Annotated in this window: 17 protein-coding genes; 3 read left to right on the forward strand and 14 right to left on the reverse strand. The window is 38.5% G+C overall.

Annotated elements, in window-relative coordinates:
* The 6 genes from PQ479_RS09770 to PQ479_RS09795 all read right to left on the reverse strand — a co-directional run bounded on the left by PQ479_RS09770 (position 1) and on the right by PQ479_RS09795 (position 4,951).
* Positions 1 to 363, reverse strand: a complete 363-nt coding sequence (locus PQ479_RS09770; RefSeq protein ID WP_047990002.1) for a hypothetical protein — start codon at positions 361 to 363, stop codon at positions 1 to 3.
* Between the two features lie 369 nt (positions 364 to 732).
* Complete coding sequence (locus tag PQ479_RS09775; protein WP_047990003.1) at positions 733 to 1,638, reverse strand: diacylglycerol kinase; 906 nt, start codon at positions 1,636 to 1,638, stop codon at positions 733 to 735.
* A gap of 277 nt (positions 1,639 to 1,915) precedes the next feature.
* Complete coding sequence (locus PQ479_RS09780) at positions 1,916 to 2,782, reverse strand: LiaF transmembrane domain-containing protein (RefSeq protein ID WP_053070499.1); 867 nt, start codon at positions 2,780 to 2,782, stop codon at positions 1,916 to 1,918.
* Positions 2,783 to 3,874 carry a hypothetical protein gene (locus tag PQ479_RS09785; RefSeq protein WP_047990004.1) on the reverse strand — a complete coding sequence of 364 codons (1,092 nt, stop codon included), beginning with the start codon at positions 3,872 to 3,874 and terminating at the stop codon, positions 2,783 to 2,785. It lies immediately after the preceding gene.
* Positions 3,861 to 4,376 carry an anti-sigma factor family protein gene (locus PQ479_RS09790; RefSeq protein ID WP_047990005.1) on the reverse strand — a complete coding sequence of 172 codons (516 nt, stop codon included), beginning with the start codon at positions 4,374 to 4,376 and terminating at the stop codon, positions 3,861 to 3,863. Before PQ479_RS09790 ends, PQ479_RS09785 begins: the two co-directional genes overlap by 14 nt.
* On the reverse strand, positions 4,373 to 4,951 hold the full coding sequence (locus PQ479_RS09795) for an RNA polymerase sigma factor (protein WP_337957092.1): 579 nt from the start codon (positions 4,949 to 4,951) through the stop codon (positions 4,373 to 4,375). The genes PQ479_RS09790 and PQ479_RS09795 overlap by 4 nt, the downstream gene beginning before the upstream one ends.
* Before the next feature lie 851 nt (positions 4,952 to 5,802).
* Between PQ479_RS09795 and PQ479_RS09800 the strand changes: the two genes are divergently transcribed.
* On the forward strand, positions 5,803 to 5,943 hold the full coding sequence (locus PQ479_RS09800) for a YrzI family small protein (RefSeq protein ID WP_083991329.1): 141 nt from the start codon (positions 5,803 to 5,805) through the stop codon (positions 5,941 to 5,943).
* A 577-nt stretch (positions 5,944 to 6,520) separates the two neighbouring features.
* On the forward strand, positions 6,521 to 7,597 hold the full coding sequence (locus tag PQ479_RS09805; protein WP_047990007.1) for an AI-2E family transporter: 1,077 nt from the start codon (positions 6,521 to 6,523) through the stop codon (positions 7,595 to 7,597).
* Positions 7,598 to 7,656: 59 nt separating this feature from the next.
* On the opposite strand, the gene gatB is transcribed toward PQ479_RS09805, so the two are convergent.
* The 4 genes from gatB to putP form a co-directional block, all read right to left on the reverse strand.
* Positions 7,657 to 9,087, reverse strand: a complete 1,431-nt coding sequence (gene gatB / locus PQ479_RS09810; RefSeq protein WP_047990008.1) for an Asp-tRNA(Asn)/Glu-tRNA(Gln) amidotransferase subunit GatB — start codon at positions 9,085 to 9,087, stop codon at positions 7,657 to 7,659.
* Between the two features lie 15 nt (positions 9,088 to 9,102).
* On the reverse strand, positions 9,103 to 10,560 hold the full coding sequence (gatA, locus tag PQ479_RS09815) for an Asp-tRNA(Asn)/Glu-tRNA(Gln) amidotransferase subunit GatA (protein WP_047990009.1): 1,458 nt from the start codon (positions 10,558 to 10,560) through the stop codon (positions 9,103 to 9,105).
* Between the two features lie 17 nt (positions 10,561 to 10,577).
* A complete protein-coding gene (gene gatC / locus PQ479_RS09820; RefSeq protein WP_047990010.1) occupies positions 10,578 to 10,868 on the reverse strand; it encodes an Asp-tRNA(Asn)/Glu-tRNA(Gln) amidotransferase subunit GatC in 291 nt (96 codons plus the stop codon).
* A gap of 496 nt (positions 10,869 to 11,364) precedes the next feature.
* The gene (putP, locus tag PQ479_RS09825; RefSeq protein WP_047990012.1) at positions 11,365 to 12,909 is read right to left on the reverse strand and encodes a sodium/proline symporter PutP; all 1,545 of its coding nucleotides are present in this window, start codon (positions 12,907 to 12,909) and stop codon (positions 11,365 to 11,367) included.
* A 432-nt stretch (positions 12,910 to 13,341) separates the two neighbouring features.
* On the opposite strand from putP, the gene PQ479_RS09830 reads away from it, so the two are divergent.
* The gene (locus tag PQ479_RS09830) at positions 13,342 to 13,752 is read left to right on the forward strand and encodes a hypothetical protein (protein ID WP_273716959.1); all 411 of its coding nucleotides are present in this window, start codon (positions 13,342 to 13,344) and stop codon (positions 13,750 to 13,752) included.
* Between the two features lie 62 nt (positions 13,753 to 13,814).
* Here PQ479_RS09830 and PQ479_RS09835 read toward each other — a convergent pair whose 3' ends face one another.
* The 4 genes from PQ479_RS09835 to PQ479_RS09850 all read right to left on the reverse strand — a co-directional run bounded on the left by PQ479_RS09835 (position 13,815) and on the right by PQ479_RS09850 (position 18,646).
* A complete protein-coding gene (locus PQ479_RS09835; protein ID WP_047990014.1) occupies positions 13,815 to 14,777 on the reverse strand; it encodes an ABC transporter permease in 963 nt (320 codons plus the stop codon).
* Between the two features lies 1 nt (position 14,778).
* Positions 14,779 to 15,831 (reverse strand): ABC transporter permease, encoded by a 1,053-nt coding sequence (locus tag PQ479_RS09840; protein ID WP_047990130.1) that lies wholly within the window; start codon positions 15,829 to 15,831, stop codon positions 14,779 to 14,781.
* Between the two features lies 1 nt (position 15,832).
* A complete protein-coding gene (locus tag PQ479_RS09845) occupies positions 15,833 to 17,377 on the reverse strand; it encodes an ABC transporter ATP-binding protein (RefSeq protein ID WP_047990015.1) in 1,545 nt (514 codons plus the stop codon).
* 165 nt (positions 17,378 to 17,542) lie between these two features.
* Positions 17,543 to 18,646, reverse strand: coding sequence for a BMP family lipoprotein (locus PQ479_RS09850; protein ID WP_047990016.1), 1,104 nt, complete (start codon positions 18,644 to 18,646; stop codon positions 17,543 to 17,545).
* Positions 18,647 to 18,907: the final 261 nt, after the last annotated feature.

Consider the following 18,907-nt stretch of genomic DNA (forward strand, 5'->3'; position numbering starts at 1 on the left):
TCACGACATTGATATGAATCTCGTCCGAATTTCACCTTTCACCTTTGCAAATTTAACAACCGTCACTACCATTAAAAGAAAAAATATCGATAACGCTCCAACCCACTCATTTGGAAAATTGATAAACCCAAACCAAAATAAGCTTAACGGAAGCATGAACAATACCGTGATTATATAAGGCACAAATAAAAGTAAAAACGCTCCTTGACCACTTTTAGATGAAAGGAGAGAGCCCCACTTTTCCTCCGTCATTTTAAACAACTTATTTATCATAAATAAGCTTGAAAAAAGAATGCCTAAAAATACAACCGAAACGAGTACACTCATTAAAAAATAAGAACCGATAAATATTAGCAAATCCACCCTATCCACCACCTATAATTCAAATTCGTTCATATAAAACCATCCTATAACAAATACAGGATATTAATCCCTATCATTGATATACATTAAGATTGGATTTTACTCCACTTTCATTTTTAAAGTGTACTACACTATATTCAATATGTTTTGTTTTTTTCCTACAAAATAGCACGGCTTTTCCTCCACTTATGTTGTTACTTCCTTGCTTTTTCTAGGCCTCTTGCTAACATTCATTTATTTTTTTGTATGAGAAATTCTCTAACAAAATAGCGTGCCCCCATTCCCGGAGCACTTATCAAAGATAAGCATATCGCCTTGAGTCAGCTTTCAAAAAAAAATCAGCTCTACCATCAGAGCTGATCCCATACCTTAATCTTTCTTTTTCCTATCCTTAGGCGTTAGCATCTGAAAATGCTGATAGAGATTCACAAACTCTGCCGGTAGTTGTCCACCATGCTCCCCGTCCAAATTCAGCTTCATATCCTCGCCTTCCACATGCACTTTAATTCGATTTGCTTGCACATAAATGACCTTCGAGTGATTTAAATGCTCACCTCGTAAAGCCATACCAGCTAGTGTTAAAAACTCTGGAAAGCTCGTTTTCTTCACGATAATAAAATCAAACATCCCATCCTGTAACGAGGCATCAGGAGCAAGCTTCTCAAACCCACCAACCGAATTCGTATTAGAGACTAGGAACATCATAATGTCGCCTTCAAATAACTTCCCATCATATTCAATTCGGACAAAAGTAGGCTTTATTTGTGGTAACATCTCAAGCCCCTTAATATAATAGGCTAACTGACCGACTAATGTCTTCATTTTACTCGGAACCTCATACGTGAGTTCCGTTAAAGCACCAGCAGCAGCAATATTAATAAAGTATTTATCATTCACTTTCCCAATATCAATTGGCTCAATATGTTCACCACATAACACATCGCAGGCCTTTTCAATATCCCTTGGAATCCCAAGAGCTCGGGCAAAGTCATTCGTAGTACCAGCCGGAATCAAGCCTAGCATTGGTCTATTCGGCAATTGAGCTAGTCCATTAATAACTTCAAAAATCGTACCATCACCGCCTGCTGCAATAACGAGGTCATACCCATTTTCAGCTGCCTTTTTAGCGGCCCTCGTCGCACAGCCTTCCCCCGTTGTTGCATGGGCAGAAGTTTCATAACCGACTTCCTCTAGTCGCTCTAAAACATAGGCTAAATTTTTTCTAATTTGTTCACGGCCTGAACTTGGATTATAAATCAATCGTGCTCGTTTCATAAATATCCCCCTAATAAACGAACGAAGTACAAATATAAAATGTGTTTCATTGTATGAGTTTGTTTACATAATTATGTCTTGTCTCACCCTTATACACAAACGGAAAACCTGACCTAATAGCCAAGTTCCTAGTTCCACATATTGTCATCCATATATTCACTCCTATTTTACATCAAAAAGGTCGTAAACAACAAATTTTACAAAAAGATTCACGAATTGCTTCGATATTCGCTTAGTTCCTAAAAAAATAATTGACAACAAAAACTCAGCCTATCAGTCATGGCTGAGTATAAACAAAAATAGTGCTAGAGCTCACATAGGAGATTCGGTTCTCGCCACTTCCTGTTTGAAAAGAAGTACTCTCCTGTTCACCGTTATTTACCCATATCTGTTCCCCTTGTAAGGTGACATTGCTTTGATTTGATAAGTATGTTTCAATGGCTCCTTCATGTTGAATATACCAATTAGCAGATAGTTCGCTTGGATACAGGGTGATTTTTCCTTCATAATTACGACCTCTGACCTCTAATTCCAACTCAGCAGGAACTAGAATGGTTGGTCTTGTTAAAGGTTGATAAGAAAAGAAACCACTCACTTTAGGTAAGTCTTTTAACGTAATATAGAGCGTATCACCTTTCACTTCTGTCAACATATAGTCATCCTGGCTCTCCACTAACTCATCCTCAATCGACTGATATGTCCCAAACACCTCAACAGCTTCATGTTCAGAAGCCTCTACATTCACGTGCTGATTTCCTACTTCCACCACAACCTTCTCATAACGGTTATTGACTTCCTCAGAATAAGATGGCAGATTATGAGTCGTTTCCGTTTTATGTGTCACAGAATAACGAAACTGTTCCATTAAGCCAGATACAGACAAAAACATAAAACTCAAGGCAATCGTCCCAATAATCCCTACAAAAAAGATACTAAGGAAATCATATTTGATGCGGGCATCCTCATCATCACGTTTTTTCAAATAAATAAGCATTTCCGTGCCGACAATAATCAGTAAAAATGGCCACCAAGACATAAATAATTCATACATACTTACATTGAGCCAATTCGAGGCAACTAAAACGACCCCTAACAACACTAATGTAATGCCCATTGAAAATGAGCCAACTCTCCAAGTCCTCATTTACGACTCCCCTTCCGCGACCTCTTTCTTTTTCTCTTTCTTTTTTGAACCAGACAACAGATGTAGCCCCGCTCCAATTAATAAGGAACAAACCACAAATGTTTGGAAATATTGATAATACATAAAGCGTAAGTCCGTACTAAAATATGTTTCAAACACCGGTGCTAACATATGAAGCAAAACTTGATCAAATAAATAATAAGCCCCTAACAGGATTGCTCCAATTCCGATCCATTTTTGATAATTACGAAAAGCGGTTAAAATCGGTACATCTTCAACACCCTCATCATATTGAGCCACTTTTTGCAGAGCATCAAAGAAACTATAAAACCATACAATCGGTATTAAGAATAGAAACATGGAAAGCCTCAACATATCCATTAAGAAAATACCAATTAAGAACAAAGCCATTAATTGAATACCTCGACTTTGTAACCCTAAGTAGAGATGACCTGCCCCTGGAAAAATCGCAAATAACATCGCAATCGGTTTACTCTTTTTACCTACTCGATTTGCTTCAATATCCTCTAAAATAGAGCGGTCCTTTAGTTCTTCACCTTTTCCTTTTCTATTTAAGAATTGAATGACATCGAACATATTATAAATCCAGATAATCGGCAGCACGCCTAAGAACACGAGGAAAACCGCATGGCCTGTAATCGCTGTGATAAAAATCAGCATCGTTAATAAACCAAAGAACGCAATCATTAACGTTAATCCACGGTTCATTAAACCAAGTTGCATGTGACCTAATCCTGGTAATAACGACATAAATGTAATAAATAGACGTTCTCCATCATCTGTTTTTTCAACAAGACCGTCCTCATTATTTACAGATTGTACTGGATCCTTTAAGATGTTTATTATCGAATGCAGGAATTGGATAAACCAAACACACATCGCCAAAAACATTGTAATAATAGACTCACCAGCAAATAAATAGCCATAATCAGCCATAATAAATAAGCTAACTAAAAAGAATATCATAAACATCAAGCCATAAAAGGAGGCTATGAAGGGTCTTCTTAAATAAAAGAAACTCGCTCCTGGTATAAACGCTAAAAAGAATGCAATTAAATTACTCCGATTCATGCTGCTTACCCCTTTCTGTGTTGATCATCTGATCAAATACTTGTGAAATTTTATCTAAAACTCGTTCTGAAACAGCTGGTTCCTTAGTAGCCATCACAACTTCACGCTCTACTTGTTCCTGGTGGGCCCCCTCGGCAATATCTTCAAAGATACCTGAAGTCATCAGAATAAAGGTTAAGGAGGCTGCCAAAATATAGTGAAGGAAGGTTTGTTTTCGAGATGCTCCTTTTTTCTTTTTCGATTTGAGCTCGTTAGTTTTCATATCCGATTTCATATGAAGCTGTTGATGGGCTTTTGCTATCGGCTCAACCTTAGTCATTATCGATTCGACAAAACTAACCGGTTCCGTTGTTCCAACGTCTACTTGCTCAAGTAAATCCATATATACAGATAAGCAGTCATCACATGTGTATAAATGGTCCTCCATCTTGCTCTCTTGTGTTTCGTCATACTCACCAAGAATATAAAGTTGCCATTCCTGCTTAGAAAAATGCTCCTTCATCGAAAATCCTCCTCCTTCCAACGTTCCTTAACCCATTTCCTTGCTCGGTATAACTTCGTTTCGATCGTCTTCACTTCTACCATCTGCTCCCTCGCAATTTCTTGATAGCTTTTTTCTTCTATGTAAAAAGCAACTAACACATTGCGGTAATTCTCTGGAACCGACTCCAGTTTTTCATGTAATAAACGCTTCGTTTCTTTTTTTAGAAGCTTCTCCTCTAATTCATTGGAAACACTCATGCCCTCCCAATTTTCGAGCGCTTCTTCATTTCGCCTTTTCTGTTTTCTTTTTTCATCTATCGCCATATTAACAGCAATCCTAGTAAGCCATGTTTTAAAACCGCGTGCTTCATACTGGGGGAGAGCATAGTAGACACGGACAAAAACATCTTGAGCTAAGTCCTCGGCATCCTTCACATTTTTAACGATTGGTATTATCGTACGAATAACATGAACACGATACTGTTCAACAATTTCTTGAAAGGCTTTTTCGTCACCTTTTTGGGCTTTCATCACTAGCTCCTCCATGCCATTGCCACTCCCCCTTTCTGCTAGTCTACCTATTAGACGCGTCAACTTTAGAATCCCCTACACTTTTAAGAAAAAAATATGTAACTATATTATAGACTTACCAATCAGCTAACAATCAAATAAAATACCAATAATGATTTGCGGTCACAAATCATCACCAACAAGAATGAGAGTGGTGTCTGGCATTTTAACTGGTGGAACTTCATTCAATTTGATTTTGTTCTTTTTCATTTTAAAAGAATAGTGTTGGATTGTTTTTTTGAACTAAAGAATTACTGTAACCCAGCGGACGAAAATATGCGGAGACTCCCGCGGGAAGTAGTGGCAGAGCTGAAATCCACTAGCGAAGCTAATTAGTTCAGTGCCACCCAGCAGGACGCGGAGCATAATTTTCGGTAGCGACGAGTAACGCTCCATGTTCGCACCAACTTTCATATAAATTTTCAAGATGCCTATTTACAATTCCATTACCACCCGTTATAATTATCAGAGTAATTTAAATTATCTAAGGAGGTCGATGACTATGTTGAAGTTATTTACAACACAATCTGAACAACCAACAATTATATATGCATCGTTACCTGTCTTAGAGAAGGCCTATACCCTTTCATAGGTTTTAATTATCTCTTATATCCAACCACAGGGGCGATCTCTGTGGTTTTTTGTATCCTTTTCCCCAAAGCCACAGATCTGTTCTGTGGCTTTTTTCGTTGAACCCTCAGCTTAACTGCTGAGTTTTCATAAATAAATATTCTTTCCGTTTTAAAACAGGTAAAACAGTCAAAAATGAAAAAGGAGGTCGTATGAAGTGTTTATGTTGGAAGTGATTTTATTAGACTGGTATGCAAAGGTGAAAGGGCACACCTGAAAGAGTAAGACAAAGGAGGTAGATACTCATGACATTTCAATTTCTTATATTCACAATTACTGTTAAGAAGCGAGCTTATTCAGAAGCACAGCTTAAAGAATTTATTCGTCAAGAACAATTTGAACATGAACTCTCGCATCGACGAGCGAACATTCAGCTATATCGCTAAAAACTAAGAATAAAAGAGATAGTTAGTCCGAATTAGACTAACTATCTCTTTTTTCATGGATTCATCACAAGATTAGCCTTTAGAAAATATTCTAAAACCTATTTGCCTCTTGCATATAACGTTACGTTAGGCATTATGATGATTATAAATACGACTATCAGAAGACTGACATTAGGGGGTATAATGTTCATAGAGATTATATTGTTAATCCTCATGATGCTCCTCATTTCATATTGCATCAAGATTATTTTTAATCTTTTAGGCTATGACATACATTACATCGTCATATTTATACTATGTACATGTGTACATGTAATCACCTATTTTCTTGTATAATAGTAATAAACACAAAATAATCATGGCGAAGCCCCATTCACTTCGCCACCAACAAAGATGAAAGTAGTGGCGACTGTTTAAACTGTTGGCACGTTTACAACTCGATCATCATCAGGAGTCGGCCTGAATAAACAGGGAGCACTGTCCAACTAAGGTCATTGATCGCAAGATGGATGACCAGCTAACTTCATGGCACAAACTATCGCCCATAAGTAACTTTCATACAAAAGGAGATTGGTAAATGCTCAACAAATTATGGTTTCAATTAGGAATAGGTATCCTTCTACTCACTTTTATTATTAAGAATTTTATTGACATCCGTTGGTTATTTGATCCGATTTGGATTGTGATTACGACAATTCTAATACCTGTACTCTTAGCAGGACTGTTATTTTACATTACCGTACCACTCCAAAAATGGTTAGCTTTAAAAATGCCTCAATGGGCAAGTGCCTTATTAATCCTATTTTTTGTTATGGCATTGCTTGCAACAGGTCTCGTATTTATGCTTGAACCACTCATCAATGAAGCCAACAAGCTTATTCAAAATGCTCCGGTGATTTTCCAGCAAATAGAAGAGCTTATTACTAGATATATTAACGGCGAGAACTATATACCTGTCCAATTAGAACAAACCGTAAATTCATTATTAGATAATGTAGAAAATATTTTAATTGTAAGCTCGAGTTATGTCATTTCCTTTTTAAGCGGAGCCGTTTCCACAACACTTACTTTGATATTAGTACCTTTTTTCTTTTTCTTTATGTTAAAAGACCATGATAAGTTCGCACCTGCTATCTATAATCTTTTCAAAGGTGACCTTAGAAAATGGGTAAAGAAATTATTAGAGGAAATTGACTTTACACTGAAAAGTTATGTTCAGGGGCAAGTTTTAGCTGCACTCATCTTAGCAATATTGTTATTTATTGGCTACACCGTTATCGGACTTGAATATGCTCTATTGCTTGCTTTATTAGCATTCTTATTAAATATGATTCCATTCCTTGGTCCTTGGTTAGCTTTTTTACCAGCCCTAACCATCGCTTTAATCCAAAGCCCCATCCTGATGATTTGGGTATCCGTTATCACGCTAGCCGTACAACAAGCAGAAAGTAATCTTATCACACCAAATATTATGGGTAAAAAGCTTAGTGTTCACCCATTAACGGTTATTACCCTTGTCTTGGCAGCAGGTAATCTGGCTGGATTTATCGGGATGATTATCGCCATTCCTGGTTATGCCGTACTAAAAGTCATTGTCATTAACATTTACCAAATGCGTAACCCTATTAAAGACGGGCTCTTTAAAAACGTCTAGTTACTAACTAAAAAAGACCGAATAAGTGATACATTCACTTATTCCGGTCTTTTTGTATTTTAACGCTTATTCATTTCCTCTAATAAAAGTTTATTGACCATTGGTGGATTTGCTTTCCCTCTAGAAGCCTTCATAATTTGACCGACTAAAAATCCTAAAGCACGATCTTTTCCGTTCTTAAAGTCTTCAATGGATTGTTGGTTCTGATCGAGAACATCTGTCACCATTTTCAAAAGCTCACCCTCATCAGAAATTTGGACAAGTCCTTTTTCCTTCACAATCTCATCTGGGTCTCCGCCTTTTTCAATTAAATCCTTAAAGACCTTTTTCGCTATCTTAGATGAAATCGTCCCTTTCTGGATAAGGTCAATCATTTTCGCTAAGCCTTCAGGTGTTAAAGCGACATCCTTTAACTCTTTTTGCTCAGCATTTAAGTATGCAGAAACTTCACCCATTAACCAGTTAGAAGATAACTTAGCGTCACCGCCTTTAGCAACTGTTTCCTCAAAGAAATCAGACATTTCTTTTGTTAACGTTAAAACCATTGCATCATAAGGTGGTAATCCCAACTCTTCCACATAACGAGCTTTTCTTGCATCTGGTAGCTCAGGAATAGAAGCACGAACACGCTCTTTCCATTCATCGTCAATATGCAGAGCTACTAAGTCTGGCTCTGGGAAGTAACGGTAATCATCAGAACCTTCTTTAACTCGCATTAAGATCGTTTTACCTGTTGATTCATCAAAACGACGTGTTTCTTGCTCAATAATTCCACCAGATAAAAGCACTTGCTCTTGACGCTTCTCCTCATACTCTAAGCCTTTTCGAACAAAGTTAAAGGAGTTTAGGTTTTTGAGCTCAGCTTTTGTACCAAATTTCTCTTGCCCAACCGGACGTAAAGAAATATTTGCATCACAACGTAAGGAACCTTCCTCCATTTTACAATCAGATACTCCAGCAAATTGAATAATCGCTTTTAACTTCTCAAGATACGCGTAGGCTTCTTCAGGTGTACGAATGTCTGGCTCAGAAACGATTTCTACTAGTGGTGTACCTTGACGGTTAAAGTCCACTAATGAGTAACCATTTCCAGAGTGGGTTAATTTACCGGCATCTTCTTCTAAATGAAGGCGAGTAATTCCTATTTTTTTCTTTTTACCACCAACTTCAATTTCAATCCAACCGTTCTCACCAATCGGTTTATCAAATTGAGAAATTTGGTAGGCTTTCGGGTTATCCGGATAAAAATAGTTTTTACGGTCAAATTTCGTATCCGTAGCAATTTCACAATTTAATGCCATTGCTGCTTTCATTCCAAATTCAACCGCTGCTTTATTTAGCACAGGTAAAACACCAGGATATCCTAAATCAATCACACTCGTATTCGCATTCGGCTCAGCTCCAAAGTGATTTGGGCTCGCTGAAAATATTTTTGATTCTGTTTTTAATTCGACGTGAACCTCAAGTCCAATAATCGTTTCGAAATTCATAGTTAACTCCCCTCCTTACAGTTCCGGCTTTTGTTTATGGTGATCCGTTGCTTTTTCATAAGCGTTGGCAACACGGTAAATCGTTGCTTCATCAAAGTGTTTGCCGATGATTTGTAGACCTAAAGGAAGACCATCCTTAAAGCCACATGGTACAGATATTCCTGGTACACCAGCAAGGTTAACTGGGATGGTCAAAATATCATTGGCATACATCGTCATCGGATCCTTCGTTTTTTCACCGACTTTAAATGAAGTAGTTGGTGTCGTTGGCCCTAAAATAACATCATAATCTTTGAAGATATTCTCAAAGTCTTGCTTAATTAAGGTACGAACCTTTTGAGCTTTTTTATAATAAGCATCATAGTAACCAGAACTTAAAGCAAACGTTCCTAACATAATACGACGCTTGACCTCATCGCCGAATCCTTCTGCGCGTGTCTTCTTATACATATCAAGCAGGTTCTCTGCATCCTCAGAACGATAGCCGTAACGAACACCATCAAATCGAGATAAGTTCGCAGAAGCCTCAGATGAAGAAATTAGATAATACGTTGCCAGAGCGTATTTAGAATGTGGCAAGGAAACCTCTTCCCATGTTGCCCCTTCACGCTCTAAGATTTTAAGCGCCTCTCGTACTGAGTCAGCCACTTCAGGATCAACACCATCACCTAAATACTCTCTAGGTACAGCCACCTTAAGACCTTTTACTCCTTGCTCCAGCTTTTCCGTAAAGTTTGGCACATCTACATGAGCTGATGTAGAATCCATAGGATCAAGACCTGAAATCGCTTGTAATAGATAAGCATTATCAGCAACATTTGTTGTAATAGGGCCGATTTGATCTAAAGATGAGGCAAAAGCAACTAATCCATAACGAGAAACACGACCGTATGTTGGTTTTAAACCAACAACACCACAATAAGCAGCTGGCTGACGAATTGAGCCTCCTGTATCAGAACCAAGCGAGAATGGGACTTCACCAGCGGCTACAGCTGCAGCTGAACCACCACTTGATCCACCTGGAACATAATCTAAATTCCACGGGTTTTTTGTAATATGTATGGCTGAGTTTTCATTTGAAGAACCCATCGCAAATTCATCCATATTAAGTTTACCAATTGTTACCGCTTCTGCTTCTTGCAGTTTTTGTACAACGGTTGCATCATAAATCGGATTAAAGTTCTCAAGGATTTTACTTGAGCACGTTGTCCGCAAATTTTTCGTGACGATATTATCCTTCACTCCGATTGGCATTCCAAAAAGTGTTCCAAATGAACGATCCGTTCCTAATGCTTCATCTAATTCGGCTGCATAGGTACGAGCCTTCTCTTCATCTAAAGTAACAAAAGCCTTGACTCTATCTTCTACCTCAGCAATTCGTTTATATGATTGGTCAATGAGGTCAGAAACCTTCAGCTCTTTTTTCTGAAGCTTACTGTGAAGCTCTGACATCGGTAAATCAAATAATGACATGTGGGCCTACCCTCCTATTAATCTAAAATTGATGGTACTTTAACTTGTCCATCTTCATGATCTGGTGCATTCTTTAAGACATCTTCAACCGGTAAGCCTTCGTTTGGCTTGTCTTCACGTAACACATTGGTCATATTTAATACATGTGTAGTTGGTTCGATATTCTCTGTGTCAAGCTCATTTAACTGTTCCGCAAAAGAGATAATATTACCCAACTGTTCGGCAAACATTTCTGCTTCATCTTCTGTAATCGCAAGGCGTGCTAAATGGGCTACATGCTTAACTTGATCCTTCGAAATTTGAGACATTTTCTCCACTCACCCCTTCATTTTCGTTCATCTTGACAATATTATTAATGATACCAAATTACCGTTCGATAGGCAACAAAACCCCTGAGTGGAGTAGGATTTCAGTTTCGACCACACGGGCGTTTGTTTTGACTCTTTTAGTGCTGCGTATTTTGTTTTGCTCCGCATTGAAGCCAAACTTTCTTCTCCCATTGCGGTGTATTTTGTTTTGCTTCGCATTGAAGCCAAACTTTCTTCTCTCATTGCTGCGTATTTTGTTTTACTCGGCATTGAAGCCAAACTTTCTTCTCTCATTGCTGCGTATTTTGTTTTACTCGGCATCGGGCTCCGTTTTTCTACCTTGTGTTGTATCCCATTATCTATACACCTAATAACAAAGGTACTAACTTTATCCGACTTAATTTCAGCCTAAGCATTGTTTCCTCTTTCTATTGAAAAAAGCCTGTCACATGCTAAGTTCTTTCCAAACAGCATGTAACAGGCATATTAGACATTTTTATCTTAATTCATCTGATAATTTTTTTACAGCATCGTATTCTTCTTGTATTTCTTGAGAAGGCTCTTTCCCTAATAAACTAACAAGAATAGCCGACAGTCCCGCTAAAATGAAGCCTGGGATAATTTCATAAAGTCCAAAAATTGATATCGAAGCAAAGGTCGCTTCCGTCATCCCGAACCACCCAAGAATTACTTCAAGTTCTGCCCAAATGATTACAGTTAAACCACCAACAATCATACCAGTAAGGGCACCATTTCGCGTCATGCCCTTCCAGAATAACGCTAACAACAATACAGGGCCAAATGCAGAACCAAAACCAGCCCAAGCATAACTTACAAGTTCTAGTACCGAACTATCTGGGTTATAAGCGAGTAACACAGCGATAACGGCAATTAACAAGACACCGATACGACCTACCCACATTAATTCCTTTTGTGAAGCATTTTTTCTTATAAATGGCTTATAAAAGTCTTCTGCCAAAGCACTTGACGAAACAAGGAGCTGAGAGTCAATCGTACTCATAATAGCGGAAAGAATTGCTGCGATCAAGAAGCCTGCTACCCATTCATTCATTAATAACTGAGTAAATAAAATAAACACGGTTTCGTGTTGATTTTCAGGTAATGGCTGGCCTGCAGGTCCAAATTCTGAGAAGTAAGCTAAGCCGGTTAAACCAGTAAACACCGCACCAAATAGTGAAAGAATCATCCAAGTCATTCCGATAGCTTGTGCTTTTGGAATTTCTTTCGTCGATTTAACAGCCATAAAACGTGTGATAATGTGCGGTTGTCCAAAGTAACCTAATCCCCACGCAAGTAAAGATATAATAGCAATAAATCCAACTCCTTGGAACGCATCTAAATAGGCAGTGTCTAATGAACCGATCGCTTGAACCGTTTCATTCCAGCCACCAATTTCCGTAATCGCTACAACAGGTACGATAACAAGCGCTAAAAACATTAATGTTCCTTGGAATAAATCAGACCAGCTAACTGCTAAAAACCCGCCGATAAATGTATAGGAAACAATAACGAGTGCCCCAATCCATAATGCCTGTGTATATGACATGCCGAAAGATGATTGGAATAATAACGCACCACCAACTAGCCCTGATGAAGAATAAAACGTAAAAAAGACTAAGATAATAATCGCTGAAATCACTCGTAACGCCTTTGAGTCATCTCGGAAGCGATTCTCAAAAAAGTCAGGTAAAGTAATTGAGTCATTCGCTTTTTCCGTATAAAGTCTTAATCTTTTTGCAAGAAACTGCCAATTTAAATACGCACCAATGGCTAACCCGACAGCGAGCCAAATTTCATTCATCCCGCCAAGGTATATAGCTCCAGGTAATCCTAGTAGTAACCAGCTACTCATGTCAGAAGCCCCAGCACTTAATGCCGCTGTCCCGCCTCCAAGCTTTCTACCACCTAATACATAATCAGATAAGTCCTTCGTTTTAAAATAAGCATATAAACCAAATGCTAATAGCACTATCATGTAAAAAATAAAAGTTATAAATGTTGCTGTACTAATGGTCCCCATGTTATTCTCCCCTCTTCATAATCCATCTAACAATTGATAAAACAATAATGAGTGGCATTGGAATTAATAATAGTAGCCACGTTGCTGTTGTAAATGTGTACTCCATTCAAGCACCTCCTCATACAATCTTTATACAACGTCTATGCATACCCATTTTCTTAGCTATTGAAACTTTTATTTCAAACAGCTAAAAATACAAGAATTATCATAACACACATATATTATTTGAACATTCTTTTTATTTTAAAAATATAACAAGCATGAATAATTATGCATGAAATAAGCCTTATATCATCTCCTGAGTAATATATCGCATATATATTCATTAAAAAAAATGAAAATAAATTATTAGAATAGTGTGTCTTTAAGGTAGTTTTGAATGAAGGTTGATGATGCTGATTAGAGTGGTGCTCTACTTGTCACCCCAGTTCTTTGCTCGGGCTTTCTTCCTCTTTTTCCGATCGCAACCCCGCGATTCCGCGTTTGCTCGGGCTTTCTCCTCTTTTTTTCGCCTGCAACCCCGCGATTCCGCGTTTGCTCGGGCTTTCTTCCTTTTTTTCCGCCCGCAACCCCGCGATTCCTCGTTTACTCGGGCCTTCTCCTCTTTTTTTCGCATGCAACCCCGCGGTTCCGCGTTTGCTCGGGCTTTCTTCCTCTTTTTCCGATCGCAACCCCGCGATTCCACGTTTACTCGGGCTTTCTCCTCTTTTTTTCGCATGCAACCCCGCGATTCCTCGTTTGCTCGGGCTTTCTTCCTTTTTTTCCCCCCGCAACCCCGCGATTCCGCGTTTGCTCGGGCTTTCTCCTCTTTTTCTGCTTTTTCATCATTTCCCATTCCTTTAAGCATCATTCAATAACAAAAAAGCTCTTGCTTTTAGATTTCCTAAAAACAAGAACTCTTATGTTTATCTTGAGCCTTTTATATATGGTTTTCCGTTTGCTTTTGGAGCTGCATTTTTACCAACAAAACCTGTTAAGGCAATAATGGTTAGTACATAAGGAGCTATCAGAAGAAAAACTGGGTGAATCTCTGAGAAAAACGGTAGTTGAGCACCTGTCGTACTTAATGCTTGCGCTAAACCGAAGAATAACCCAGCACCGAGTACTCCTAATGGATTCCAACGACCAAAGATTAGCACAGCTAACGCCATAAAACCTTGTCCTACAATGGTTGCTCCTGAAAAGTTGCCCGATACGGTCACCGCATAAACGGCGCCACCAAGCGCACCGAATGCTCCACTTAACATCACAGCAACATAACGCATTTTATTTACATTAATCCCCATTGTATCTGCAGCCATAGGATGCTCCCCAACTGAACGGAGACGTAATCCGAATGGCGTATAAAATATAATGTAATAAACGATCAGTACTAATGCAAAAGCCAAAAATGATGTTGTATACACATTTGAGAAGAACAATGGACCAATAATCGGTATTTCACTTAGACCTGGTACATTTGTTCTAAAAATACGATTTTGAATATAATCTGTTTGCCCTCTTCCGTATAGGAGTCTCGTAAAGAAAACAGCTAACCCGAGTGCTAAAAAGTTAATCGCCACACCACTCACAATTTGATCAGCTCTGAAAGAAATCGACGCTACCGCGTGAAACAAAGCAAAAACAGCTCCAATAACAGCGGCTATTAGTAATGAAAGCCAAGGAGAGGCTGCACCTAGTCCAGCACCTTCTAGCATTAATGTTGAAACGATACCAATAAAAGCACCGGAAATCATTAGTCCTTCAAGACCAATATTAACAACACCAGCTCGTTCACTAAATAATCCACCTAATGCCGTTAGAATAAGGGGAACACCCGCATAAATTGCAGCTGGAATGACAAGTGCAAGAATTTGCATCAAATCCATATTAATTTCCCCCTTTCTTTCTATCTTTGATACGATTCATAGCCCAACGAATAATATAGCTTGAAGCAACAAAGAAAATAATTAGAGCAATGACAATATCAACTAGTTCACTAGGAACACCAGCTTGTTGCTGCATTCTTAAAGAGCCTACTTGAAGTCCACCGAATAAGAAGGAAGATAAAAACACACCGATACCCGTATTGGCTCCTAATAATGCAACGGCGATCCCATCAAAACCAACTCCCGTAAAACCACTCATAATTGACATATAGCCATAGGTTCCTAGTCCTTCCATCGCACCAGCTACACCTGCAAATCCACCAGAAATAACCATAGATAATACGATGTTTCCTTTAACGTTCATACCTGCATATTGTGAAGCATGTTGGTTAAATCCAACCGCTCTTAATTCATAACCTTTTTTCGTTTTCCATAAAATGAACCACATAATCAAACAAGCTAATATGGCTACAATAAAACCCCAGTGTAATCTCGAATGGTCTGTCAATGCTTGTAGCATAGGTGACTCCAGAGAAGCAGAAGCTTGAATATTCTCCGTACGCTCACCTGGTACTAATAAATAAGATCTTATGATAGCATTTGCTGTATATAAAGCGATATAGTTCATCATAATCGTGACAATTACTTCATGAACTTCAAACCTTGCTTTCAACAAACCTGGTAGGAAACCCCATATACCACCAGCTATGGCACCTGCAATAATAGCTAAAGGAAGATGAATAATCGTAGGAAGACCTACAAATATGATCCCTACCCAAACAGATGCTAACCAGCCAACAATCAATTGACCTTCCACACCAATATTTAGTAAACCGGTACGATAGGCGAAAGCGACAGCCAAACCAGCAAGAATGAGCGGTGTCATAGACCTAATTGTTTCACCGATATAATACGTATCGCTAAAAATACCATTTAATAATGCTGTATAGGCAGCAATCGGGTTATAACCTGTAATTAACATAATGATGGCCCCGATAAACACCCCTAAAAAGATTGAAATGACAGGGATGAGTAATCCGCTAAATTTGTTCATTTTATTTGCCTGCTTCACGGTTCTCCTCACCCTCCTTTTGCCTTTGACCACCAGCCATCAATAAACCTAGCTCTTTTTCGTTAGTTTTGTCCGCGTCAACAATATCTACAATTTCACCATCATAAATAACGGCAATCCGATCACTCACATTTAAAATCTCATCGAGCTCGAGTGACATTAACAAAATGGCACGTCCTTTATCTCGCTCTTTGATTAGCCTTGAGTGAATCGATTCAATCGCCCCTACGTCAAGCCCACGAGTTGGCTGAGCTGCTATAAGGAAATCGGGAGAACGATCAACTTCTCGTGCAATTATCGCCTTTTGCTGATTACCTCCAGATAAGGCCCTTGCTGCTGTATACTCACTCGGCGTTCGAACATCAAAATCATCGATTAACTCTCGTGCTTTTTCATATATTTTTGGAAACTGTAAGATTCCATTTTTAGAATAAGGCTTTTGATAGTAGGTTTGTAAAACCATATTTTCACCTATATTAAAATCTAAAATAAGTCCATGTTTATGGCGGTCCTCAGGGATATGACCAATACCTGCCTCTGTTACTTTTCGCGGAGTGTGGTTCGTAATCTCTTGGTTGTTTAAGAAGATATGTCCTCCATCTACCTTACGCAAACCAGTAATGGCCTCAATTAACTCCGATTGACCATTTCCTTCCACCCCTGCTAGTCCTAAGATTTCCCCTGAACGAATTTCCAAGGATAGCCCTTTTAAAGCCTCCACCTTGCGTGAATTCTTCATTCGAATATTATCTACTTTTAATACTGTATCCTTAGGTGATGAAGGTGTTTTCTCAACGGTGAAGTTCACCTCTCTACCGACCATCATTTCAGCCAATTTCGCTTCACTTGAGGTTTTTACATCAGCTGTGCCAATACCCTTACCACGACGAATGACTGTGCATCTATCACAAATCGCCATAATCTCTTTTAATTTATGTGTAATTAAAATAATCGATTTGCCTTCTGCGACAAGCTTTTTCATAATTCCTGTAAGCTCTTGAATTTCTTGAGGGGTTAACACGGCTGTAGGTTCATCAAAGATTAAAATGTCAGCTCCGCGATAAAGTGTCTTTAAAATTTCAACCCGCTGTTGCATCCCTACAGAAATGTCTTCGATTTTAGCATTAGGATCTACACGGAGACCGTACTGTTCAGAAATCGCAGCGACTTCCTTTGCAGCCTTCTTAAGATTAAGTCGTCCAGCTTTAGTCGGTTCATTCCCTAGTATAATATTTTCTGTGACGGTAAAATTTTCAACAAGCATAAAGTGCTGATGAACCATTCCAATCCCAAGGCGATTTGCGATATTTGGGTCTGTTATTTTCACATCTTGACCACGCACCTTAATATTACCCTGTTCAGGTTGATATAAGCCAAATAGGACATTCATTAACGTTGACTTTCCAGCGCCATTTTCTCCTAAAAGTGCATGTATTTCGCCCTCTTTTAATTGCAAAGTGATGTTATCATTTGCGACAATTCCAGGGAATTCTTTACGGATATTATTCATTTCAATGACATAACTCACCTGGTTCACTCCTAACCCTAGTATCCAGTATTTAGTATTCTTATAGAGCTCCTGATGAATTGGGATGCGATTCAATTCATCATGAGCCCTAGTATAGTTAATACAAAGTCAAAGGCTAGCACAAACACTAGCCTTTGAATCATAAAATTTATTTAACAAAAATTATTAAAGTCCACTTACAAATTCATCATACTCTTCATCTGTTTGTGGAACTTCAATCTCACCTGAAAGAATTTGCTCACGGTAGTTATCCACTTCATCTTCAGTACCATCAGATAGATTTTGAGTAGATTCAGAAATTCCAACACCATTATCATCTAATCCGTACTCTAATACTTGTCCACCAGGGAAGTTTCCATTCATTGTATCTTCAGAAACAAGGGCAACTGCAACATCAACACGTTTAACCATTGATGTTAAAGTAACAGACTCATCACCATAAACACCTTGCTCATATTGGTCGGCATCTACACCGATAACCCATACGTTTTCACCATTACGTGCTCTGTTAATCGCTTCTGTAAATAAACCATTTCCTGAATCTCCAGCAGCATGATAAATGATATCTGCTCCTTGGCTATACATCGTGTTAGCAATTTGTTGAGCAGTCGTTTGGTCATTAAAACTTTCAACATACTGAACAGCAATTTCAGCATCTGGGTTTACAGCTTTAACTCCTGCTTTAAATCCAACTTCAAACTTCTTGATTAAGCCACTCTCTACTCCACCAATAAAGCCAATTTGGTCTGTTTCAGATTCTAATGCAGCAACTACTCCAGCAAGGAAAGAACCTTCATGCTCTTTAAACGTGATGTTAGCAATATTATCATACGGCTCTTTTGTATCTGGATTTAACACAACTGTATCAACAATCGCTAATTGAGCATCTTCATTTTGCTCAGCAATGGTACGAATAGCATCTTCCATCAAGAAACCAATACCCCAAACTAAATCAGTATCTTCACGAACTAAATTACGTAGATTAGGCTCGAATTCATTCTCGTTTGCAGATTGTACATAGGAATAATTCGTATTTTCTACTAAGTTTAGGTCCTCACCAAAGGCTTGTAACCCTTCCCATGCTGATTGGTTAAATGACTTATCGTCAATTCCACCAACATCAGTAACCATACCAACAGTGAAATCACTTGCATCAGTCGTTCCATCACCAGTTGCATTATCACCGTTGTCATCATTACCTGCTCCACAAGCAGATAAAGCTACGACAGCAGCAAAACCTAATGTTGCATTACGTAACCACTTCTTCATCATTAAATCCCCCTTAAAATAATAACTCTCTTACACATGTGCCTACTAAGCAGTTGTAATAAGTACACATTTTTTAGTGTGCAACGATTACTAGAATTTATTCTAGCCGCTTCACCAAAAAACGACTAGAGCTTATGTCATATTTCATAGCATAAGTTCTATTAAACCGCTATCATTATGAGCGATGTATAAGTCCCACCGAGTTCAAAATCAAGAGATCAGACTTCTGATGTCTAGACTCTGAAACGACATAAATATATC

The organism is Alkalihalobacillus pseudalcaliphilus (assembly GCF_028610675.1).
Lineage (GTDB): Bacteria > Bacillota > Bacilli > Bacillales > Bacillaceae_D > Alkalihalobacillus > Alkalihalobacillus pseudalcaliphilus.